At 70.2% G+C, this 23,115-nt stretch carries 13 protein-coding genes and 2 CRISPR repeat arrays; of the genes, 8 read left to right on the forward strand and 5 right to left on the reverse strand.

Translation table 11 applies throughout. The features are described from left to right. From KGA66_RS21535 to KGA66_RS21555, 5 genes are all read right to left on the reverse strand, one after another. Positions 1 to 655, reverse strand: a 655-nt coding sequence (locus tag KGA66_RS21535; protein WP_246508244.1) for an SCO6880 family protein, incomplete at its 3' end; no start/stop codon positions are given. Positions 656 to 829: 174 nt separating this feature from the next. Then, the gene (locus KGA66_RS21540) at positions 830 to 1,525 is read right to left on the reverse strand and encodes a DUF6308 family protein (RefSeq protein ID WP_211470002.1); all 696 of its coding nucleotides are present in this window, start codon (positions 1,523 to 1,525) and stop codon (positions 830 to 832) included. Between the two features lie 77 nt (positions 1,526 to 1,602). Further along, complete coding sequence (locus KGA66_RS21545) at positions 1,603 to 2,166, reverse strand: SMI1/KNR4 family protein (RefSeq protein WP_211470003.1); 564 nt, start codon at positions 2,164 to 2,166, stop codon at positions 1,603 to 1,605. A 6-nt stretch (positions 2,167 to 2,172) separates the two neighbouring features. Next, complete coding sequence (locus KGA66_RS21550) at positions 2,173 to 2,853, reverse strand: hypothetical protein (RefSeq protein WP_211470004.1); 681 nt, start codon at positions 2,851 to 2,853, stop codon at positions 2,173 to 2,175. 667 nt (positions 2,854 to 3,520) lie between these two features. Next, positions 3,521 to 4,234 (reverse strand): 5-methylcytosine restriction system specificity protein McrC, encoded by a 714-nt coding sequence (locus tag KGA66_RS21555; RefSeq protein ID WP_211470013.1) that lies wholly within the window; start codon positions 4,232 to 4,234, stop codon positions 3,521 to 3,523. Between the two features lie 41 nt (positions 4,235 to 4,275). Beyond that, positions 4,276 to 9,641: a CRISPR direct-repeat array (repeat unit 29 nt; unit sequence GGGACGACCCCCGCGAGCGCGGGGACGAG). A gap of 198 nt (positions 9,642 to 9,839) precedes the next feature. On the opposite strand from KGA66_RS21555, the gene cas3 reads away from it, so the two are divergent. The 8 genes from cas3 (at position 9,840) to cas2e (ending at position 19,316) form a co-directional block, all read left to right on the forward strand. Next, entirely contained in the window at positions 9,840 to 12,749 is a 2,910-nt protein-coding gene (gene cas3, locus KGA66_RS21560) for a CRISPR-associated helicase Cas3' (protein WP_211470005.1), read from the forward strand. A gap of 171 nt (positions 12,750 to 12,920) precedes the next feature. After that, positions 12,921 to 14,636, forward strand: coding sequence for a type I-E CRISPR-associated protein Cse1/CasA (gene casA / locus KGA66_RS21565; RefSeq protein WP_211470006.1), 1,716 nt, complete (start codon positions 12,921 to 12,923; stop codon positions 14,634 to 14,636). Between the two features lie 3 nt (positions 14,637 to 14,639). Further along, positions 14,640 to 15,263 carry a type I-E CRISPR-associated protein Cse2/CasB gene (casB, locus tag KGA66_RS21570; protein ID WP_211470007.1) on the forward strand — a complete coding sequence of 208 codons (624 nt, stop codon included), beginning with the start codon at positions 14,640 to 14,642 and terminating at the stop codon, positions 15,261 to 15,263. Between the two features lie 31 nt (positions 15,264 to 15,294). Beyond that, positions 15,295 to 16,437, forward strand: coding sequence for a type I-E CRISPR-associated protein Cas7/Cse4/CasC (gene cas7e / locus KGA66_RS21575; protein ID WP_211470008.1), 1,143 nt, complete (start codon positions 15,295 to 15,297; stop codon positions 16,435 to 16,437). Continuing rightward, the gene (cas5e, locus tag KGA66_RS21580; protein ID WP_211470009.1) at positions 16,434 to 17,252 is read left to right on the forward strand and encodes a type I-E CRISPR-associated protein Cas5/CasD; all 819 of its coding nucleotides are present in this window, start codon (positions 16,434 to 16,436) and stop codon (positions 17,250 to 17,252) included. The genes cas7e and cas5e overlap by 4 nt, the downstream gene beginning before the upstream one ends. 3 nt (positions 17,253 to 17,255) lie before the next feature. Then, a complete protein-coding gene (cas6e, locus tag KGA66_RS21585) occupies positions 17,256 to 18,050 on the forward strand; it encodes a type I-E CRISPR-associated protein Cas6/Cse3/CasE (protein WP_211470010.1) in 795 nt (264 codons plus the stop codon). Beyond that, positions 18,043 to 19,041, forward strand: coding sequence for a type I-E CRISPR-associated endonuclease Cas1e (gene cas1e, locus KGA66_RS21590; RefSeq protein ID WP_369015930.1), 999 nt, complete (start codon positions 18,043 to 18,045; stop codon positions 19,039 to 19,041). Before cas6e ends, cas1e begins: the two co-directional genes overlap by 8 nt. Next, entirely contained in the window at positions 19,038 to 19,316 is a 279-nt protein-coding gene (gene cas2e / locus KGA66_RS21595) for a type I-E CRISPR-associated endoribonuclease Cas2e (RefSeq protein ID WP_211470012.1), read from the forward strand. The genes cas1e and cas2e overlap by 4 nt, the downstream gene beginning before the upstream one ends. An 18-nt stretch (positions 19,317 to 19,334) precedes the next feature. Then, positions 19,335 to 22,963: a CRISPR direct-repeat array (repeat unit 29 nt; unit sequence CTCGTCCCCGCGCTCGCGGGGGTCGTCCC). The last annotated feature ends 152 nt before the right edge of the window (positions 22,964 to 23,115 follow it).

Raw genomic sequence — 23,115 nt, forward strand, 5'->3', positions numbered from 1 at the left:
GTTCGGCGTCCTGCGCGGCGGCTCGTTCCAGTGCGACCTGTTCGGATGCTGATACGGCTTGGCCGGTGCGGGCGCGCAGCCGGATGCCGACTTCGCGTTTGGTGCGCTCGACCATCACGGCCTTCTGGGCGGCACGTGGGCCCAGCGGCTCGATGATGAACGAGAACGAGCGGCGGTGGGTGGCGTCGGCCAGCAGGGCGGCCAGCGCGGTGGCGTAGACGGGGGAGAGCGGCCAGGCGTGGATCGCGTAGGTCACGGAGAACGCGCCGTCGTGCCGGTAGCTGGACCATGAGGTGTGGGCGGCCGCTGGTCCGGCCAGCGCGGGATCGAGGCCCGCGGGTACCGCGGGCTGCTCGCCGCGGTCGAGCTGAGTGGCTGCCAGGGCTCTGCGTTGGTCGAGCAGCGGCGTGGCGTGCGGGTCGAAGCCGGTGCGGATCACTTCCGCCAATTCCGGCACGTCCAGCCACCGGGTGACGGTGATCCCCGCGCCGGCCAGCAGCGGGCGCAGGGCCCTGATCTGCTGCTCCAGTACCCGGCACGCACCGGTATCGCCGCTGCCTGCGGCGCGGATGACGGCGGGCGTACGGCGGGCGTCGAGGGTGATGGTCAGCCAGGTCTCGCGGCGGCAGGTGGCCGGGGCCGCGGTGGCGAGCATGGTTTCGTTGGCCAGAATGGAGGCGAGCGGCGCGGCAAGGCCATCAGACCGTCCGCCTCAGCCCCCTGAGCCAGTGGGCAGGCTCCCTCGCCGCGATCCGGCGATTCCTCTAATCAGCGCCCGTAGTATCTCAGGCGCGGATGTCGGCCACGGAGCGGTTCGATGATGGGGATGTCACGGCTTTGGTGGCTCCCCGCGCGGATCGGTTGATGCCCCGTGCATCCACACCAAAATATCCAGGACGCGCAGAATTGTCAGATGAGATGCTCCCGCTTCATCCCGGAGGCTGGCCAGGAAACTCCACAGCGGCAGGCCGTCGGCCGCCGGCTTCGGGTCGAGGGACGCGCTGCGTACGTCCTCCCACCACCTCTTGTCAGCTCCAGGTTGGGGGCGGTTGAGGACTCGGGCCGTGCGACTGTCTGCGATCGGGATTAACTCAGGCCGCTTGCGGGCGAGCAGTTTTCCTGCGGCTACCGGGCCGAGCCGAACGCTTTTCGTGCGATCGTGAACATCGCGCAGCAGGGCCCAGAGCTTCCACGCCGCGTCATCGGGTTGTAGCAGGTCGCCAGACGTCTGGCCGTCGATTCGTGCTTGGGCGGGTATCCGCGTGAGCAGTTGCTGGATGTCAGCAGCGTGGTACCGGGTGATCCACAGTGCCTCGTGCCCAGTGACCCGAATCCCAAGCATCGCGATCGCGACCAGATCGCTGTCGGTGATCTGGTTTTCGGTGCCCGCAGGCGCGGGGTAGGTGTCGAACGCGGTGCCTGAGAAACAGTACCCGTCCTTGTCCTGCTCGAGATAGGTGCGCAGCAGACCTACGGCGTATCGCCGGTTGAAGAACTCGTCCGGAAAATCCAGGCCACCGAACATGGTCAAGGGGTATCACTCCGCACGATCGTAGTCTGCTCGATGAGGTTCCTGCGGGATCCTGCCGGTGGTTCACTGGCTCACTGGCTCGGTGCGCCGGCTGCCTTTCCTTCCAGTCGGCGGATCTCCTCACGGTTGTAGTCGACCATGGCGAGGAAGTACTCGGTGAACGTCGGGAAGGTGTCGATGAGTCCGCCTGCGTACCAGAACACCTGTCCGGGCGTGTTCGCCTCGGGTCCCGCGATCAGGAACAGGTCCAGGTCTTCGGTGGTGGCCGCGATCGGCAGCAGGTTGCGCGGCGCCTCGCCGCACTCCGCGAGCGCCGCGTCCTCCATGGACAGCAGTGCCTCGCGCGCGGCCGCGAACTCGGGTGAGCCGAGCAGCTCATCGGGGCCGAACAAGTCGACACTCTGGTAGAAAGCAGGCCATCCGCCCGCGTGGTTGAGGAAGTCGCGGTACTCGGGATCCAGCGGCATGCCGATGGCGGCCTCGACCTGCTGGAGGGTCTCTTCGCTCGCGGCGACCCTGGGCAGCCTGTATTCCCAGAGGCCCTCGGTGTCGACCTCTTCCAGGCGCTGCTTGACCAGCACCATCTGGACGATGCGCTCTTTCCAGTTCGCCGGCTCGTAGGGGATGGGCGTCACGTCGTCTCACTCCTCGAAGAGGAACCTGGTCGGCTTGTAGCCGACCGGGTAGCCGCGGGCTTGGGCGCCAAGGCTCTTGTTCACCTTTTCGGCCAGATCCTGCCACGACGGGGGGTTCGGCCTGCCGACCCACGTCGTGTCGGGCACGTGTCCGACGTTACCCGCGTACGGGGTTCCCGCAGCGGCTGCGCGCCGGCCTTCCTCGCGGGCGGCGGCGCTCGCCTCGGCACGGAGCTTGCCGGACGTGGAGACGCGGCCGGTCGGTGAGAGTGCGCCGTCTTCGAGTGCCTTGTTGCACCCGGCGACGTACTGGCGCATCTGCGCGATCTCGTCCGGGCTCGCGCCGCCCTTGGGCGGTCGGAAGGTGACCGGTCCTGCCTTGACCTCGCCTTTGGGATCGAGGATCTCGGCAAGCTTCTTGTGCAGGACGGCGTTGGTGTCGGCCCGCGTGGTGCGCTCGGCGTCATTGGTGACGCGCTTCGCGGCGTTGTGGTCCATCTCGTCGAGGATCTTCTTGATGTCCGCGGCCTTGCCCGCGTCGGCCTCGACCGTGTTCTTGATGACGTCCTTCAGCCTGCCGCCAGCGTCGCGGTAGAGATCTTCGACCGCCTTGCCCGCGTCCTTGCCGACTGCTTTGGACACGCGGGTGGCGACCTGGTCGAGAGCCTGGACTATGCCGTTGCTCATGCGAAGCTCACCTACCCGGCCTTCGCCACGAAGTTCTCGGCGTGCCCGGCGATGGTTTCGACGTGTCGCTGCAGTGTCGCGGCGTGGGCCCGAAGGTCGTCCGAGAGTATCGAGAACGCCGTTCCCACCACCCCAGCGCTGTTCGGCAGCCGAGGATCATTGCCTCGGTCCTCATCCCGACGGTCACGTCCGCAGCCAGGTCCAGCGCGGTAGTCGCGACGGGGCAGCGCTCGATCATCTCCTGCATGTGGCTGTTGGACATGTGCGCCGGCGTTTGCGCCGGGTGCTCGTAGGACGAGCCGGTGTAGGCAGCGCTCATCTGACTGATCGTGGAGGGTGCCGCGGAATGTGTACCCTGCAGGTTCGAGGCGAACTCCCGGACATGGCCCGCGAACTCGCGCACTGCATTCTCGTTTACCTGCGGCCAGTTGACCCCGATGACTTCGAGGAAGTCCACGACAGTCCCCGGCAACTCAATACTCATTCACACCCGCCCCCGAGCGAGCTCGGCACCATACGGTCACGAGTGCTGTCAGGGTTCCGCTACTCACCGCGGCTTGTCAAATCATCCGACAACTCTTGCTGGAGTGCGGTCTCGCCGTGTAGCGATGCACCGCCCGGTCGCTTCCCGGCGAGCCGCGTGCGGCGTTGTTCCCGCAGTTCAGCATCAGTCGAGGCGCTCAGCCATCTGCTCCGCGATCGCGGCGATTTGACTGAGGACCTGCTGCGGAGTCGCTTCCAGTGTCAGCGCGTGCTGGGTGATGGCGATCTCTGAGTTGGCGATGCGGTGCGTGGTGACGGGGCGAGGCCCGGCGGCGTAGATCAGGTGGCCGCGATCCAGGCCGAGTCGTGTGCAGTAGGCGAGCATCTGGTAGAGGTCTGACTCAGGGTAGCGGCCGTCCTTGTCCGCCTTGTATTTGGCGTCAGCCACGCCGATCGCCTTGCGGTCGTTCGTGTACCAGACCAGGTCCGGCCGCAGCCCGATCTGCTTGCCGGTATCGAGGTGATGCCGCGTGTCCTGCGGTTGTACGCGGCCACCGTATCTGCGCAACGCATCACCGAGTGCGCCGGTGACGAAGTCCTCGAAGACCCGGTTCATGTCCATTAGGAAGCCGTCCAGGCGTATGGTGCCGGGCTCTGGTTCGAACGAACCACCGCGCAAGACGAGTTCTGCCAGCCGCAACGCGGGCTGGTAGTGGACGTTAAGGCGCGTCGGATGCCAGACGGGCAGGATACGGGGCAGCGCGGCCGGCGAGGCGGACGGGAGCGCGGTGACGCCTACCCAGGCGCTGCCGGGTGCGGCGCAGGTGAGCTCGGGCCTGCGCAGGGCGCCGGACGACCAATGGCGCCAGATCGTCTTTGTCCGATAGCGGTACGTCAGCGGAGAACATCCGACCCCGGTTCGGCTGCGCGCTGCAGCGTGGGACGACCCCCGCGAGCGCGGGGACGAGACGGTCCCGGCCGACCCGGCGGGGCTGATCCGGGGACGACCCCCGCGAGCGCGGGGACGAGCTGTCATGCGGTCACCGGCTCTCGCGCCGCGAGGGACGACCCCCGCGAGCGCCGCGCCCAGGGGACGACCCCCGCGAGCGCGGGGACGAGCGGCCGTTGGGCCGGTGGGATGCCACGGACGTGGGACGACCCCCGCGAGCGCGGGGACGAGGAGCCGCACACTCTCCCATTCACTGACCTCCCGGGACGACCCCCGCGAGCGCGGGGACGAGTCACATGGTGGAGAGCCACAACAGCCGCCCCGGGGACGACCCCCGCGAGCGCGGGGACGAGCGCTGCGCCGTGCTCACCGCCAGGTCGTGCGTGGGACGACCCCCGCGAGCGCGGGGACGAGATCCGCAAGCACGGGCCCGGCCTGCCCGGCGCGGGACGACCCCCGCGAGCGCGGGGACGAGACGCGCACGATCCACGCGGACTCCGCATCGGGGGGACGACCCCCGCGAGCGCGGGGACGAGCGCACACAACGCCGTCAACGCCACGTCGGCGAGGGACGACCCCCGCGAGCGCGGGGACGAGTCGCCTCGGTGAGTCCACCCCCGTGCATGTCGGGGACGACCCCCGCGAGCGCGGGGACGAGGCATCCCGCTGGGCTCGGATGGTCAGATCGTCGGGACGACCCCCGCGAGCGCGGGGACGAGCTACGCGGCATCAACCATCTCGCCTTCGACCGGGGACGACCCCCGCGAGCGCGGGGACGAGCTCGCGCAGATCGCCGAGCGGCACGATCCGCCGGGACGACCCCCGCGAGCGCGGGGACGAGTCAACGATGTGACGCCACCGCTTCTTCGCGGTGGGACGACCCCCGCGAGCGCGGGGACGAGCGTCCCCTCCGCACGGGGAACGGCGCGCCTCTGGGACGACCCCCGCGAGCGCGGGGACGAGCCGCGTACGTGGTCGCAGGGGCCCGCACCCTGAGGACGACCCCCGCGAGCGCGGGGACGAGTTCGCGTCGGCCGGCGCGTTGAGGGTGATCAGGGGACGACCCCCGCGAGCGCGGGGACGAGGGGTTGATGGTGCGTTGCAGGATCCGCGGGTAGGGACGACCCCCGCGAGCGCGGGGACGAGTGCTGGCAGAACGAGGACGGCAAGTGGTTCGCGGGACGACCCCCGCGAGCGCGGGGACGAGGCCGCGCAGGGTCGCGTGCGGGGAGGTGAGCAGGGACGACCCCCGCGAGCGCGGGGACGAGTCGTAGCGATGGTCATCATCAGGCTCCTTCGGGGGACGACCCCCGCGAGCGCGGGGACGAGGCGGCGCTTGCGGGCGGCTTCGGCGAGTTGCAGGGACGACCCCCGCGAGCGCGGGGACGAGGCGGCGCTTGCGGGCGGCTTCGGCGAGTTGCAGGGACGACCCCCGCGAGCGCGGGGACGAGGATCCGTACTACAGCGGCGACAACTACGCCATGGGACGACCCCCGCGAGCGCGGGGACGAGGGCGACTTCCCCACACCGATGCAGGACACACCGGGACGACCCCCGCGAGCGCGGGGACGAGCCGACCCTTAATGCGGGATGGGTCACGGGCACGGGACGACCCCCGCGAGCGCGGGGACGAGGCTTGACGGTGACCCGGACCACGCTGCCGTCAGGGACGACCCCCGCGAGCGCGGGGACGAGTGCTCGGACCAATCGTCATCGCCGGATGCGGCGGGACGACCCCCGCGAGCGCGGGGACGAGGCGAGGCCGCCGGTGGAGCCCGCGTTCGTCGAGGGACGACCCCCGCGAGCGCGGGGACGAGAACGTCACCGCGCCGCCGGCCGCGGCGAACACGGGACGACCCCCGCGAGCGCGGGGACGAGTGGTGGCGGGATCTGGCGGGCCTGCGCGGCCAGGGACGACCCCCGCGAGCGCGGGGACGAGCGGCTCGACCACGACCCGCTGACCCCGCAGGAGGGACGACCCCCGCGAGCGCGGGGACGAGTGGGCCGGGCACACCCCCGCCGGTCGGCGGGGGGGACGACCCCCGCGAGCGCGGGGACGAGCTGGAGATCGCGCCGCGGCCGATGGCCTGCGGGGGACGACCCCCGCGAGCGCGGGGACGAGTACCCGCTGCTCACTGAGGGTTTCATCGACGTGGGACGACCCCCGCGAGCGCGGGGACGAGCGCGTCTCGGGGGTCATGGCCCCACTCTCCAGGGGACGACCCCCGCGAGCGCGGGGACGAGAGATCACGGGCCCGGCCGGTCGCCGCCAAGAGCGGACGACCCCCGCGAGCGCGGGGACGAGGTGGCGCCGATGGTACGCAGCGTCAGCATCTCGGGACGACCCCCGCGAGCGCGGGGACGAGAGTGCTCACAAGTCGCCACTACGTGTCAGAGAGGGACGACCCCCGCGAGCGCGGGGACGAGGCGAGGCAGTCCCCCAGTGCGCGGTGACCGCCGGGACGACCCCCGCGAGCGCGGGGACGAGGTCAGGATGTTCGGCGAGCCGAAGTCGCCGAAGGGACGACCCCCGCGAGCGCGGGGACGAGCGTCGATGCGACGAGCACACGCGAATGATCGAGGGACGACCCCCGCGAGCGCGGGGACGAGCCAACGACTGGCTCACGCCCCGCGAGCAGCAGGGGACGACCCCCGCGAGCGCGGGGACGAGCGCATACCGGCCCGATTGCCTATGACCCGATGCGGACGACCCCCGCGAGCGCGGGGACGAGGGGGTCCACGTGGCCGCGCCGATCTGCCACTGGGGACGACCCCCGCGAGCGCGGGGACGAGTACGCGGGGGACGCGAACGTGACGCCGTCGCTGGGACGACCCCCGCGAGCGCGGGGACGAGCTGTCGCCGGTCTCGGCCGGGGCCTCGGTCTCGGGACGACCCCCGCGAGCGCGGGGACGAGAGACTGGGCCGGCGGAACCGGCGCGGGACACGGGGACGACCCCCGCGAGCGCGGGGACGAGGTCGTCTCCATCGCGAGCGACGGCAAAACCGGGGGACGACCCCCGCGAGCGCGGGGACGAGCGCAGGTCGCTGGGCTCCAGGGAGCGGCGCAGGGGACGACCCCCGCGAGCGCGGGGACGAGTTACGGGTCGCCGAAACGCTGTGACCTGCGCGGGGACGACCCCCGCGAGCGCGGGGACGAGTAGCCGTGGCCCTCGCTGTCCCACTTGACGTAGGGACGACCCCCGCGAGCGCGGGGACGAGAGTACGCGTAGCCAGCGCACCGGGAGGTGTCTGGGACGACCCCCGCGAGCGCGGGGACGAGGTGGCCGCTCGCTGTCGCTGCCAGGCGGCGTGGGGACGACCCCCGCGAGCGCGGGGACGAGCTTCCCGCGCTCGCCGAAGCGGTCGCCGACCGGGGACGACCCCCGCGAGCGCGGGGACGAGCCGGGCATCCGTGAGCGCATGGGAGAACGGCCGGGACGACCCCCGCGAGCGCGGGGACGAGATATACGCCGTAGGCGGTAACTCCCCGTGATGGGGACGACCCCCGCGAGCGCGGGGACGAGCGCGGACGCGGCGGTGAGGGTCTCGACCTGGAGGGACGACCCCCGCGAGCGCGGGGACGAGCGTGGAGCGCGGCGACAGCAGCGACGACGACGGGGACGACCCCCGCGAGCGCGGGGACGAGCCACGAAGCCGGGGCGGAAAGCCCGAGCGGCGGGGACGACCCCCGCGAGCGCGGGGACGAGCTGAACAGGCCGACCTCGATCTTCCACGTCGGGGGACGACCCCCGCGAGCGCGGGGACGAGGACCGCGGTGGCCTCCGGCTGCGAGGGGTGCGGTGGACGACCCCCGCGAGCGCGGGGACGAGCGCTCCGGCATCGGCGACAGCGGCGCCGGCATGGGACGACCCCCGCGAGCGCGGGGACGAGTCCACGCGCACGGTCCACGCTCCGGGGCCGTGGGGACGACCCCCGCGAGCGCGGGGACGAGTCCACCCGGAAGTTCGGTCGCCGCGCACCCAGAGGACGACCCCCGCGAGCGCGGGGACGAGGTGGCTCGCCGTCGCCGCACTGTGGGCGATCGGGGACGACCCCCGCGAGCGCGGGGACGAGTACCCGAGCAGCATCAGGGAGCGGGTCGGGTCGGGACGACCCCCGCGAGCGCGGGGACGAGGCCCCGGCGGTGCACCACGACCTGTGCGGCCTGGGACGACCCCCGCGAGCGCGGGGACGAGCGCGGGTGCGCCACGCCTGGAGGTCGGCGCGGGGGACGACCCCCGCGAGCGCGGGGACGAGGTCCGCGGCCAGGATCTCGGCGAGCTGCGCCAGGGACGACCCCCGCGAGCGCGGGGACGAGCACACCACGGCGCAGCTGCTGGCTGAGCTTGAGGGACGACCCCCGCGAGCGCGGGGACGAGCCGCCGATCGATGAAGCGCTGCTCGAGCGGCCGGGACGACCCCCGCGAGCGCGGGGACGAGGGCGAGCACCGCGCCGCCCCAGCCGAAGACAAGGGACGACCCCCGCGAGCGCGGGGACGAGTCTCGGGCTCCTTGCGTTGCTGATCACGGACGGGGACGACCCCCGCGAGCGCGGGGACGAGGACGCCGAGGATCAGGTTGCGCCGTGCCTGCGGGGACGACCCCCGCGAGCGCGGGGACGAGTATTTGTCGTTGCGGATCGCCGCGGCGGCTTCGGGACGACCCCCGCGAGCGCGGGGACGAGACGGCCGACGACTTCGAGGGCCTGATCGACGCGGGACGACCCCCGCGAGCGCGGGGACGAGGCTCACGCGCCGGGCCGGATCGACTGGCACCAGGGACGACCCCCGCGAGCGCGGGGACGAGGGGCATCAGGGCGAGACCGCCTTGACCGTGATGGGACGACCCCCGCGAGCGCGGGGACGAGGGCGGCGGCACCTCCGACACGGTGCTGGTGGTGGGACGACCCCCGCGAGCGCGGGGACGAGGGGCAGGTATCGATTCGGTTACTGTGCGGCGCGGGACGACCCCCGCGAGCGCGGGGACGAGCTACCGGCGGCTCGTCCAAAACCGCGGTCAGCGGGACGACCCCCGCGAGCGCGGGGACGAGCCACGTCCATCGTGGACACCGGCACCGCGCTGGGGACGACCCCCGCGAGCGCGGGGACGAGCGCGTAGAGGCCGTCCACGTAGCCCGCCACCAGGGACGACCCCCGCGAGCGCGGGGACGAGCCCGCGCCCTTCGCGATCAGGAACGGCATCCCGGGACGACCCCCGCGAGCGCGGGGACGAGGACGGTGGCCCGACACCGCCGGGGTTCCTGGTGGGACGACCCCCGCGAGCGCGGGGACGAGACACAGACCGTGGCAACACCGGCCCGCGATCAGGGACGACCCCCGCGAGCGCGGGGACGAGACTCGTTGACCTGCGATGTTACTGCTCGTTAGGGCGATTCTCCTTCACTCCGAGTTGCCCACAGTGTATCGACTGGGTCACGCGTTGGCCGACTTCCCTCGCCTGTCAATGCTCGTCTGTAGTGTCGTGCATCGCTTTGGCGTTGGAATTATTCACCAAGGCGAGAGATGGGTCAGCCTGTGTTGGGATGGGGAAGGTATGTCAGCTGTCGAGGACGCTCCGCTTGAGTCAAACGTTGATGGTGTGAGCCTCGCCGCCCTCGCCGCGCAGATGGGTTATGGGGACGAGTCGGTTGCCCAGCTCGGTGTCCTGTGGGGAAAGTCTGCGGGACGTGCTGGCGGGACGTTGAACCTGCTCCTGTCGCACATGCTCGACACGGCTGCGGTCGCGGAGCAGATCTGGCACGGGATGCTCGCCGAGAAACTCAAGGTTCTGCTTAATGGGCTGGGCGGCGGCGACGGTTTGCGGTTCTTCACGTGGCTGTGCGGCGTCCACGACTGTGGGAAGGCCACACCGGCGCACCAAGCGCTTGACGAGGTGTCCGCTGCTCCCGTCTTGGCCGCCGGCTTGCGCTGGCCATACGGGCAGAAGCTGCGCGATTGGCGGCATACCAAGGCAGGCGGCAAGATACTTCGCGACATACTCAAAGACCGGTGGGCGAAAGAGCAGATCGACTGGGTATGGCCCATCGTCGCGGGCCACCACGGGACTTTCCCGCCTGTGGGCGCTCTCAACTCACCCGAATCGCGCAAGGACCATCACGGCAGAGGCGCCGAGTGGCGTGCCGTGCAGGCCGCAGTCGTCGAGGTCTTCACACGCGCTGTCGGGTATCCGAGCCTTGATGCAGCCCAGCCGTCGCGCGCACCGAGCAGGTCCGAGCAACTGGCACTGTCAGGTCTCGTCATCATGGCCGACTGGGTCGCCAGCAACGAGTCCTACTTCACCGGCATAGCCGATCTGAATCGCGTCAGCGTTGCCGGTGCGCGCGAACGCGCACATTCGGCATGGGTTGATCTGGGGCTGTGCGGCGGGTGGGGTCGCCTACCCGTGCCAGGTGCCGACGACGTGGTCCGTGAACGTTTCGGTGATATCGCTCGTCCCTTCCAGCGCCTGGTGCTCGATGCCGCCCGGAGGATGGCGGGTCCAGGCCTGGTCATCGTCGAGGCGCCGATGGGGGAAGGGAAGACCAAAGCCGCGCTGGCCGCCGCCGAGGTTCTGGCGGCCCGTTTCGGGGCCGATGGGGTGTTCCTCGGCATGCCGACCCAGGCGACCTGCGATCCGATGTATTCGCTCATGCACGCGTGGGCGTCCGGCTTCGGCGGGGGACTTGAGCGCCAGGTCGCGCTGCTGCACGGTAAGAGCCGGTTCAATCCCGAATGGCGCAAGGCACTGAGGCGTTCCGACGCGGACTCGGCCGCAGCCGGCGCGTCCGGCTTCAGTTGCGACGACTTCAACTACGGCGACGACATGTACGGCGGTCCGGGAGGCTCCTGCGATAAACCGGAACGCGAAGCGCCTGCGGAATGGTTTCTGGGGCCCAAGCGCGGGTTGCTGGTTCCGTTCGTCGTCGGGACGGTCGACCAGTTGCTGCACGCCGCGACGCGCACCAAGCATGTGATGGTCCGGTTCGCGGGTCTGGCGGGCAAGGTCGTAATCGTTGACGAGGTGCACGCAGCCGACGTGTACATGGAGCAGTTCCTCACCGAGGCGCTGCGGTGGCTCGGCCGGGCGCGCGTTCCAGTGATCCTTCTCTCCGCGACGCTCGCGCCAGGGCAGCGTCGCGCGTTGACCTGGGCATATCTCTGCGGCGCGCTTGGGCTACGCGAGTTCAGCGGGGATGCATTGCCGGAGCCGGGCGGCTACCCCAGCGTGACGGCGGTGACAGCGAGCGAGGATGCCGGCGCTCGCTTCCTTGTTGAGCACGCACAGCCGTGGCGTCCCTCCCTCGCCGTGCGCGTAGAAGTGCTCGAAGACGCCTCGGCGGAGCCGTCGCAGGTTCCGGGCGTGGTGCGCGAGAAGGTCGGTAGCGGCGGCGTGGCTTTAGTCATAATGAACTCTGTCAAAAGGGCCCAGTACGTTTATCAGGAGCTTATGGCGCAGTTCGGCGAAGACGCCGTGCTGCTGCACGGTCGCCTGTGTGCCGCGGACCGGGCCGACCGCACGGGCGAGTGTGTGAGAAGGCTGAGTCCTGGCGGCGAGCGACCGCGACGGATGGTCATCGTGGCGACTCAGGTCGCAGAGCAATCATTTGACATTGATGCCGACGTCCTTATCACCGATATCGCGCCGATCGACCTGCTGCTCCAGCGGATCGGGCGGATACACCGGCACGCCGGGATTGCACGAATGACGGGAATGGAGACGCCGTCGGTAGTCGTCACAGGCTTCGAGGTGAGGGCCGGCGGACCCCGTTTCGACGGCGCGTGCGAAGCGGTCTACGGCTCTTACCGTCTGCTGAGGACGGCAGCGAAGGTGCTTGAGGCGCGGGATGGAGAAGGCTGGCAGGTTCCGGCTGACGTACCCCAGCTCGTCGCGGACGTCTATGGCGAGGAATGGCCGGTCGGTGAGGAGAGCTGGCACCCTGCGCACGATGCTTCGAAGAGCGCGTGGCTGACGGACCAGGGCCGGCGCGCGGGAAGCGCCGAAAAGTTCTTGCTCGGCAACCGAAACGACGACGGCGCCCCGACGTTGGCCGGATTGCACCGACACGAGACCTCGGGCGCCGTGGACGACGAGGAGTTGAGCGCCGTCGTGCGGGATGGCGATCCGACCGTTGAGGCCATCCTGGTGCGACGGTCGGACCGAGGCTATTGCACGCTGCACGGGGCCCGCATAGGGATTAACGGTGAAGCGTCGGAGAACCTGCTGGACGAGGTGCTCGGCGGGACGACGCGGCTTCCGGCGAAGTTGACCACTGCGGCGAAGGAGCAGTTGCGCCCGTTGAACGGCTGGCTCGGCCACGAGTGGCTCAAACGCTGGCCGGCGCTGGTGCTGGAGGAGGATGGCACGGCCCAGCTCGGCGAATACACCGTGGGCTATGACAGAGAGCTCGGTCTGACCGTCGAGAGAGACGGAGGCCCGGGACAACGGCAGAGCCGCGTCGGCTGAACAAGCCCCGCGAGCGCGGGGACCATCTGTATTCGTAACCTTCCTTGATTCGTGGGAAGGGACGACCCCCGGCTAGCGGGGACTTGCGCCAGATTAGAGCATGTACCGCGGCGATCAAAGATGAGTTTCGCTATTCGTGGGAAGTTGCGCCACAGACGTGCCATACTCGCAGTGCTCTGGTTCGCGAGTCGGACAGCGCCGAGCGCCGTTGCCGCTGCACTGGGGCGGCAAGAATTTTCTTCCAAGAGGCAAGCCTTGGCTAAGTCAGCGTCTTTCAACATCATCGATAGCCCTTCGATCAGGGTCCTGCGTGGCCGGGAGTCCATCCCGGTGTCCTTGCGTGACTGCTTGACCGCCTCGCCGGGCTTTGCGGCGTTGGCACCGGACCATCCGGGCCAGGGCGTCTCGTTCCTGCGGCAATTGCTGCTGCCGATCGTGTTGGCCGCCATAGGGCCGCCGGATTCCGGGCGTGCCTGGGCGCAGACCTTTGCGAACGGTGACTTCACCGAGAAGCAGAAGTCCCAGATCAACGAGTACTTGGACACGCACCACGACCGCTTTGACCTTTTCCACGCGACGCATCCTTTCGGCCAGGTTCCCGGACTGCACACCGCGAACAACGAGACCAAGCCGGTCGGCATCCTCATCGCAGGGATCGCGGCGGGCGCAAGCGTGCCGTTGTTCAGCGCCTACACCGATGCCGACGAACTGGAACTCACCCCCGCCGACGCGCTGGCCTGGATGCTGTACACCCAGTGCTGGGACACCGCGGGCATCAAGTCCGGTGCAGTCGGCGACGAGAAGGCGAAGAACAACAAGTCCTATGGAAACCGCACCGGCCCGTTGGGTGCGCTCGGCGTCGTCGTGCCGACGGGCCGCACCGTGTTCGAGACGCTATGGCTGAACACCCCGATCGTTCCAGCTGGCCTGGATCCGAGGGCCAGGCCACCCCGGTGGCTGTGTGAGCCCGGCGCGGTATGGGAGGAGAGACACGCGCACGGCCTGCTCGACCTGCTGACCTGGCAGTGCCGCCGTATCAGGCTGCTGCCGGCTGACACGAAACACGGCGTTCGCGTGAACCAGGCGATCATCACGTCCGGTGACCGGATGATCGAGACACCCCAGGACGAGCCGCATACTCTGTGGCGCACTCCGCCCAAAAGCGAGGACGGGCCCGCGGTTCCGCGCCCGTACCGCCACACGGCCGGAAAAGCGGCGTGGCGTGGCCTGGCCTCGCTGCTCGCGCTGGACCGGCCCAGCGAGGGCAAGGGCGTGCTCGCCAGTTTCCTGCTGAGCCAGATCCACGATCTGCGAGCCGAGGAGTACCTGCCCGACGACTATCCACTCCGTGTGGAGATCCACGGCGTGGTGTACGGCACTCAGTCCTCTGTCGTCGAGGACACGATCAGCGACGCGATCCCGATGCCGGTTGCCGCGCTCGGCACGGACATCGCGCTGCGCGACGCGCTGCTGGAAGTCGCGGGTCAGGCGGATCGGCTGGAGAGCGCCGTCAATGTACTTGACGCGGACCTGCGGCGTGCGGCCGGAGGCGACCCCGTCCCATGGGACAAAGGCCAGCGCCCCGGCGAATTTCTCGTCCACGCGCTCGACGCTCCGGCGCGAACGCTGCTTGAGAGCCTGCGCGGTGTCGGTGGCGACGACGAGCGCCTTGAGACCGCCTTGACGTTGTGGGAGCGGATCGCGCGTGATAACGCGTTCGCGATCGGGGAGCAGCTCTTGACGCGCAGCGACCCGAGCGTGTTCGTCGGGCGCACCGTCGGCGGCCGCATTTATCGGCAGGCGAACGCCGAGTTCTCGTTCCGCAGGGCCGTTAAAGAGATCCTTCCGCGCGCTGCGGCCGTGTCGTTCGATGAAAAGGGAGAGTGACTAATGCCGCAGATCGCGCACCGCGGCCGTTGGCTGTGGGAGGACCTGGATCCGAAGGAGGCACGCGCCGGGGCGGTGCTCGCCGCGCTGCGAATGGGCGTTTCGCGGGAGCCGGGCGACGTCAGCGTGCTGTGGCGCCATTACCGCGCCGTCGTGCCCGATGAGGCTGCCGCGCGCGGGAGAATCCACCCGAGCCTGGCTGCCGAGCACGCGGCGCTCACACTCTTCGCGGTGCATCAGCAGTCTCAGAGTTCGCGGATGCACCGCGAAGGATCGCCCCTGGGCGCGTCCCTGCGCGCGCTGCGCGCATCCGCGTTCAAGGACAATCCCGACGCTCTGGATCGGCGCGTCAACGCCGCCGCGGCGACTGAATCCATCAAGGATCTGACCGTCCACCTGCGCGGCCTGGTGAGGCTACTGCGCGATCAGCAGATCCCGCTGGATTACACCGCCCTCGTCGAGGATGTCGCGGCGTGGCATTACCCGGATGCCCGTGGCCGTGTGCGCCGCCGCTGGGGTGCCCAGTACTACGTGTGGTCCGCGCCCGACGCGGACGGCGCGGGTGACCACGGCGGTGCCGGTGCCGGTGCCGGTCCTGCGAGCTTGCCCGCGCAATCAGCCTCTTAATAATCACGTTCGCCGTATCGAAAGGTACATAATGCCCAACCGCCTGTACGTCGACGTGCACGTACTGCAGACCGTTCCGCCGTCGAACATCAACCGCGACGACAACGGGACCCCCAAGCACGCGCTCTACGGCGGTGTGCGCCGTTCGCGAGTATCCTCGCAGGCCTGGAAGCGCGCGACCCGCCTGGCCTTCACCGACTCGGTGCCGAAGCAGGACCTCGCGACTCGCACCAAGCGCATCTCGACGCTGCTCGCCAACGTGCTCGCAGCCCAAAGCGGCTTGGACCAGCAACAGGCTGCGCGCCTGTCGACCGCGCTTCTCGCCCCACTCGGCATCAAGCCTGGGAAGAAGGCGGACGACACCGCCTACCTGCTGTTCTTCGGCCGCAAGCAACTCGACGCGATCGCCGGACTCGTCGCCGACCAGGCACGCGAGCTTGCGGGCCTCAGCGACGCCGAACTGAAAAAGCACTGTGACAAGTTGCCCATCATCGAAACCCTCAACAGCGGGCACCCGATCGACGTGGCGCTGTTCGGACGCATGGTGGCCGATATCAAGGGCCTGAACGTCGACGCCGCCGTGCAGGTCGCGCACGCACTGTCCACCCACGGTGTCGAGACGGAGTTCGACTACTACACGGCCGTCGACGACGAGAACGTCGAGGACTCCGGAGCCGGAATGATCGGCACCATCGAGTTCAACTCCGCGACCCTCTACCGGTACGCGACCGTCTCCGTGCACCAGTTGCTGGAGAATCTCGCCGAGCCGGAGGCGACCGCCGACGCCGTCCGCTGCTTCATCGACGCGTTCGTACGCTGTATGCCTAGCGGCTACGGAAACAGCTTCGCGCCGCGCACGCTGCCGCACCTGGTGTTGGTCGCAATGCGCGAAGACCAGCCGGTCAACCTGGTCTCCGCGTACGAGAAGGCCGTACGGGGCGGCGCGAACGGCATCGCCGAAGAGTCAGCGCGACGGCTGGCGGCCGAGTTCCAGACTGTCAACGAGACCTGGGGCACCGCGCCCACGGCCCACTTCTCAACGTACTACTTGGGGGAGGGAGACGAGGCCAAGTCCCTCGTCGACGCGCTCGGCCGACCCGCCGCGCTCCCGCAACTGCTCGACGGCACGCACGAGACGGTCACGGCGTGGCTCGCGGCCGGCGTCGACGCATGACCGGCTCCCCCGACGCGGTGCTGGCTCTCCGCTTGGCGGCGCCATTGCAATCATGGGGTGGAGAGGGGCGCTTCAACCGCCGGGACACACGCCCGGAACCGACGAAGTCAGGAGTGACGGGACTGCTCGCCGCTGCCGCCGGACGCGCCCGCGAACAGGACGTCACCGATCTGCTCGCACTGCGCTTAGGCGTACGCGTTGACCAGCCCGGAACGCTACTGCGCGACTACCACACCGTCAGCGACTACCGGAACGTCCCACTGCTCTCCGCGAAGGTCAACGCGAAAGGGCAGCAGCAACCAGCCGGCAAGTCGACCCACATCACCGAGCGTTTCTACTTGCAGGACGCGGTGTTCGTCGCGACCGTGGCCGGGCCCGCAGAGACAGTCGACATGCTCGCGCAGGCGCTGAAGAACCCTGCTTTCCCGCTGGCGCTCGGCCGGCGCAGTTGCCCGCCCAGCGGCCGTCTCGTGCTGGGCGTGCACTATGACGCGACTGTTGACGAGGTGCTGGACACAATCCCGTGGCAGGCCGCCGAACACGCGAAGCTGCGCAGGCGGCGGCAGCGACGGCGGGAAGGAGCGGTTACCGGCGCGACCGTCAGCCTGCCGACCACCGTGGAGGATCCTGATGGAACGGATCAGTTAGCCGACGTGCCCAGCAGCTTCAGTCTGGGCGCCCGGGTCTTCACGGCTCGGCGCATCCGCCACGGTTGGGCGAACCCGCCCGCTCAATGGCCCACGATCAGAGACGACCACGCGTCCGGCTTCGGTGCCGCCGCGCCCCACGACCCGTTCGCCCTGCTGGACCGGTGACCCATGCCCTACCTATCCAAGATCCGGATCAACCCTTTGCGGCGCAAAGGGCGCGACCTTCTCAGCAACCCGCACATCGCCCACGCGATGATCAGCGGTGGGATCGCCGAGCAGCCCGTGACGCAGCGCATCCTGTGGCGCATCGACGCACCGAACCCGAGGCAACCCGATCTTCTGGTCCTCACCAGTTCCAAACCCGACTGGTCGCACATCGTTGAGCAGGCCGGCTGGCCTTACGCCGAAGGCGAACACTTCCTCATCCGCGACTACGAGCCGCTGCTGCGCCATATCGCCGTCGGACGCGAATACGCCTTCAAACTCACGGCGAACCCCGTGCAGAACACCATCAACCCGCTCAAGCCAAGCGGGCAACAGCGCGAGCAGCGCGCGAAGGGGCAAACCCGCGCCTTCCGCGTCCCGCACACCACGAGTGCGCACCAGACCGAATGGTTGTTGGGGAAGCTGCCGAACCTCGGCTTCACCATCCCGCAGCTCACGTTCGGCCCGCCGGTGCCGGGCGGCGAAACCGACGACAGCGGCGATACGCGGAATCCGACACCAACCGCGCCAATCGTGCGCGACGTCCTGGTCACAGCAGGAGAGCGCCTGAACTTCGCAAAGAACTCCACACGCACCGGACCGCGCGTCAGCCTGGTGACGGCGACCTACGAGGGCAGGCTGCGCGTGACGGACGCCGATGTACTGCGCGAACGGCTTCTGGGCGGAGTCGGTCCGGCCAAGGCGTATGGCTGCGGGCTGCTCACGCTTGCGCCGCTGGCGGCGGATCGGCATGCCTGAACCATGGTGGCGTGCCCAGCCGCAGGATCTGTATCAGATCGAGGACCGCATCACCAGCGTGTACGCGGAACGCTGCCACATCGACCGCGACGAGAACGCGATCGTGTTGGTGAACAAGGCCCGCACGGTGCACGTCCCGGCCGCGCTGATCGCGGTGATGCTCATCGGTCCGGGCACGCGCATCACGCATCCGGCAGTGACCCTGCTCGCCGACTCCGGCACAGCCATGTGCTGGGTCGGCGAGCAGGGCGTTCGCATGTACGCCTCGGGCCTCGGCGGCAGTCGCGGATCGCAGCTGCTCACCCGCCAGGCCTGGCTCGTGACCCGGCCGCAGGAACGCCTCGCGGTCGCGCGGCGGATGTACGCGATGCGATTTCCCGACGAGGACACCAGCGGCCTGACGATGCAGCAGCTACGAGGGCGCGAGGGCGCGCGCGTGCGCGGCCTCTACCGTAACCACTCGCAACGCACCGGCGTCCCGTGGCAGCGGCGCGAGTATAAGCCTGGCGATTCGTCCGCAGCTGGCGACGACGTCAATAAGCTGCTTTCGATAGCGAACTCCGTCTTGTACGGGATCTGCCACGCGGCGATCGCCGGCATCGGCGCCAGCCCGGCGCTCGGCTTCGTTCACACGGGAACGGCGATTTCGTTCGTCCTCGACATCGCGGACCTCTACAAGGCGGACTACACGATTCCGCTCGCGTTCGACCTGGTAGCGGCGCAGCGACTGACGGAGCGCGACGTCCGTATCGAGCTGCGAGACCGCGCAGCGGACGGCAAGCTGCTTGCGACCATCGTCAAAGACGTCAAACAACTGCTCAACCCACCTGACGTGGATCTGATCGACCAAGACCTCGGCGCCCTGTGGGACCCGAAGCTCGGCGAGGTCGCCAGCGGTGTCGACTGGAGCAGCACCCTGTTCGAGGAGCAGCGTTACCTGGAAGTGATCGGGCCCCTCATCGACGAGCCGAAGGCGGATTCGGCGACGTGACAGTCATCATCCTGATAGCCGCTCCGCCCGGATTACGAGGCCACATCACGCGCTGGATGGTCGAGGCGTCGGCAGGCGTCTTCGTGGGCAACCCGAACGCGCGGCTGAGAGACCGGCTGTGGGCGACGCTTGAAGAGCGCGTCGGCAGCGGCCAAGCCATCATGATCGAGCCCGCGCGCAATGAGCAGAGGTGGGCCGTGCGGACAGCCGGCACCGACAGGTGGAGTCCGGTCGACTTCGACGGACTGATGCTAATGGCCCGACCGCGCGCGTAAACCCCCAGGTGAACAAGTCTCGTCCCCGCGCTCGCGGGGGTCGTCCCGTGTTGAGCAGCACCAGGCCCGAAGGCCCCATCTCGTCCCCGCGCTCGCGGGGGTCGTCCCACGCGGTGGAAGCGTTCGGGCACTGCTGGCCGCTCGTCCCCGCGCTCGCGGGGGTCGTCCCGGGTTCGGCTGGCTGTTGTTGACGTTGATCAGCTCGTCCCCGCGCTCGCGGGGGTCGTCCCGGTAGACAAGGGCGAGGCCACAGCGGAAACCACTCGTCCCCGCGCTCGCGGGGGTCGTCCCCGGGAGGCGTACATCCTGCCGCGGCTGGACGGCTCGTCCCCGCGCTCGCGGGGGTCGTCCCCCTTCGCACTGTCTGCCGGAATCCGCCATGGACTCGTCCCCGCGCTCGCGGGGGTCGTCCCCTGGTCGATCGATCCTCGCGCCCAACCCAGCGCTCGTCCCCGCGCTCGCGGGGGTCGTCCCCAGGCGCGGGAACTGGACTCGGAGGCGTTCGACTCGTCCCCGCGCTCGCGGGGGTCGTCCCCGTCCTTGGCCACCGTCGCCGCCTCGAGCGAGCTCGTCCCCGCGCTCGCGGGGGTCGTCCCTGCGGTATGTCGAGCAGGGGCTCCAAGCCCGCCTCGTCCCCGCGCTCGCGGGGGTCGTCCCCGAGGGTCTCGGTCGCGTTGCCTTGTCCGTCTCTCGTCCCCGCGCTCGCGGGGGTCGTCCCGTGGTGATGGCAAACGACCAGCTGCAAGGGTTCTCGTCCCCGCGCTCGCGGGGGTCGTCCCTGACCGAAGGGGAGCTCTACGCCTACCGGGCACTCGTCCCCGCGCTCGCGGGGGTCGTCCGTAGGGGCGCGCGGCCCGGTCGATGCTGAGGAACTCGTCCCCGCGCTCGCGGGGGTCGTCCCCAGCGCCTCCTCAAGGCGCGCGATCTCCTCGCCTCGTCCCCGCGCTCGCGGGGGTCGTCCCCCGTACCTGTCCACGCAGGGCGCCGCACAGTTCTCGTCCCCGCGCTCGCGGGGGTCGTCCCGTCCCGCTGATCAACCTCGACAGCCTGTTCGGCTCGTCCCCGCGCTCGCGGGGGTCGTCCCCACGGCATACACGCCATCACATACCCCGCGTGCTCGTCCCCGCGCTCGCGGGGGTCGTCCCCCGACCCCGACATCCGGGTGGCCCACTTCGAACTCGTCCCCGCGCTCGCGGGGGTCGTCCTCGAGATGACGATCGCGGGCGCCGGGTACGTGGCTCGTCCCCGCGCTCGCGGGGGTCGTCCCACAGCCCCCGCGCAGGCGCGCGCGTTCTAGGACTCGTCCCCGCGCTCGCGGGGGTCGTCCCCAAGATCAAGGACAAGGTCAAGGACCCGATCGCTCGTCCCCGCGCTCGCGGGGGTCGTCCCGCCCCGTCCACGGGCGAACTGGTCATGATGGGCTCGTCCCCGCGCTCGCGGGGGTCGTCCCACCAAGGCGCCCGACTACGAGGACGAGCTAGACTCGTCCCCGCGCTCGCGGGGGTCGTCCCCTGCACGGGCTGCTCTCCGCGATCCTGCAGAGCTCGTCCCCGCGCTCGCGGGGGTCGTCCCGAGGACGGCAAGTGGTTCGCGTTCCGCGACGACTCGTCCCCGCGCTCGCGGGGGTCGTCCCCGCGCCATCCGCGCCGGGTTGACGGTCGACGGCTCGTCCCCGCGCTCGCGGGGGTCGTCCCTCTCATTCGAGGACTACGAGACGCTGCTGGGCCTCGTCCCCGCGCTCGCGGGGGTCGTCCTGACTGACGTGGTGTCTGACCCGCAGTTCCCGGCTCGTCCCCGCGCTCGCGGGGGTCGTCCCCAGGCGCTGACCGAGAAGCTCGACGAGGCGCTCTCGTCCCCGCGCTCGCGGGGGTCGTCCCGGGGTGTTGACCGGGATCAGGCTGATCAGGTCCTCGTCCCCGCGCTCGCGGGGGTCGTCCCGTGACCGTGGCGAGCAGCCTGCGCAGCCGCATCTCGTCCCCGCGCTCGCGGGGGTCGTCCCTCGGCGGCGTCGATCAGCAGTTGCGGGTAGCCCTCGTCCCCGCGCTCGCGGGGGTCGTCCCAGAGGCTCGCCTACGCGAAGGTCCGCGACCGCCTCGTCCCCGCGCTCGCGGGGGTCGTCCCCTTAGAGTTTCCAAAACATCACGCCGTGTCACCTCGTCCCCGCGCTCGCGGGGGTCGTCCCGACGATGCCATGGTGATGTTGGACGCGGCCGCCTCGTCCCCGCGCTCGCGGGGGTCGTCCCCAAAGGGTGACGATGACTGAGCCGGGTGTGTTCTCGTCCCCGCGCTCGCGGGGGTCGTCCCGACCCCAAGCAGGCCGAGCGCAACGCCGACGACTCGTCCCCGCGCTCGCGGGGGTCGTCCCGCCCGGCATGACGCAGGGCGCCGCGTCGGACGCTCGTCCCCGCGCTCGCGGGGGTCGTCCCTCGCGGGCGTCCTGCTCGTCGTCGCAGCCTTTCTCGTCCCCGCGCTCGCGGGGGTCGTCCCGAGAATCCGGCCGGCATGGTGATGCCGGTACTCTCGTCCCCGCGCTCGCGGGGGTCGTCCCACACCCTGCCCTACACGCGCGTCAACCACGGCCTCGTCCCCGCGCTCGCGGGGGTCGTCCCGCGCCCGCCGCGTCGAGGACCTGCTGCCGATGCTCGTCCCCGCGCTCGCGGGGGTCGTCCCACGCTCGGCTGCTCGGCGGTGTTCAGATAGACCTCGTCCCCGCGCTCGCGGGGGTCGTCCCCCGCTGCAGGTCAGCGTCGCCTCCGGCCTGTCCTCGTCCCCGCGCTCGCGGGGGTCGTCCCGCGTTCTCCGAGCACCAGTCGATCCCGAAATACTCGTCCCCGCGCTCGCGGGGGTCGTCCCCGCGCCGCTCGTTAACGGCGGTTTGCGCATTACTCGTCCCCGCGCTCGCGGGGGTCGTCCCGCCTACTACCTGGAGAAGGTTTTCAACTGCGGCTCGTCCCCGCGCTCGCGGGGGTCGTCCCGGAATCGCGCAGTCCGGATCACCCACCGGCACCTCGTCCCCGCGCTCGCGGGGGTCGTCCCCGGCCCCGGCCGCGGTGGCGGGCGAGCGCGCCCTCGTCCCCGCGCTCGCGGGGGTCGTCCCACCGCGACCGACGACGTAGGGCGCTACTACGGCTCGTCCCCGCGCTCGCGGGGGTCGTCCCCCGCGTGCGAGCACTTCGAAGCCCTTGCGGACCTCGTCCCCGCGCTCGCGGGGGTCGTCCCCCGGCGCTGGTCGCTCAGGTTGCCGGACGTGAGCTCGTCCCCGCGCTCGCGGGGGTCGTCCCTCGCCGAAGCCGCCCGCCGACGCCGCACGGAACTCGTCCCCGCGCTCGCGGGGGTCGTCCCCGTCAGAGTCCTGCTTCCACGACTGCTCCACCCTCGTCCCCGCGCTCGCGGGGGTCGTCCCTCGCGTCGGTGTTGCAGGACCGGCCGACGCGGCTCGTCCCCGCGCTCGCGGGGGTCGTCCCCCGGGCAGCACCGTGCGCACCAGGTCCTGCGCCTCGTCCCCGCGCTCGCGGGGGTCGTCCCACCGCGATACCCAGGCCGAGGCACGCGAGGCTCTCGTCCCCGCGCTCGCGGGGGTCGTCCCCCTGGCGCGGTGGCGCTGATCGGTTGCGAGGCCTCGTCCCCGCGCTCGCGGGGGTCGTCCTGGTCTGGTCCGGACTTTCTTCGGACGCTAAGTGGTCGCGCCTGTAAGTCCTTCGGGGGTTGATCATGCGGCGAGGGAGAGGGAGGATTCTTGGTGTCGGAGGGAGTGTTCTTCTTGCTCTCGCCGGTCGAGTCGGGCCAGCAGATCTTCCAG

The sequence above is a fragment of the Actinocrinis puniceicyclus genome (genome assembly GCF_018283645.1).
Lineage (GTDB): Bacteria > Actinomycetota > Actinomycetes > Streptomycetales > Catenulisporaceae > Actinocrinis > Actinocrinis puniceicyclus.

What these genes read in the sequence shown, in the direction of transcription:
- KGA66_RS21540 (WP_211470002.1), bottom strand. Translation starts at nt 1,525, where the DNA reads ATGTTCGGTGGCCTGGATTTTCCGGACGAGTTCTTCAACCGGCGATAC.
- KGA66_RS21550 (WP_211470004.1), bottom strand. Translation starts at nt 2,853, where the DNA reads ATGAGCAACGGCATAGTCCAGGCTCTCGACCAGGTCGCCACCCGCGTG.
- cas3 (WP_211470005.1), top strand. Translation starts at nt 9,840, where the DNA reads ATGTCAGCTGTCGAGGACGCTCCGCTTGAGTCAAACGTTGATGGTGTG.
- casB (WP_211470007.1), top strand. Translation starts at nt 14,640, where the DNA reads ATGCCGCAGATCGCGCACCGCGGCCGTTGGCTGTGGGAGGACCTGGAT.
- cas7e (WP_211470008.1), top strand. Translation starts at nt 15,295, where the DNA reads ATGCCCAACCGCCTGTACGTCGACGTGCACGTACTGCAGACCGTTCCG.
- cas5e (WP_211470009.1), top strand. Translation starts at nt 16,434, where the DNA reads ATGACCGGCTCCCCCGACGCGGTGCTGGCTCTCCGCTTGGCGGCGCCA.
- cas6e (WP_211470010.1), top strand. Translation starts at nt 17,256, where the DNA reads ATGCCCTACCTATCCAAGATCCGGATCAACCCTTTGCGGCGCAAAGGG.
- cas1e (WP_369015930.1), top strand. Translation starts at nt 18,043, where the DNA reads ATGCCTGAACCATGGTGGCGTGCCCAGCCGCAGGATCTGTATCAGATC.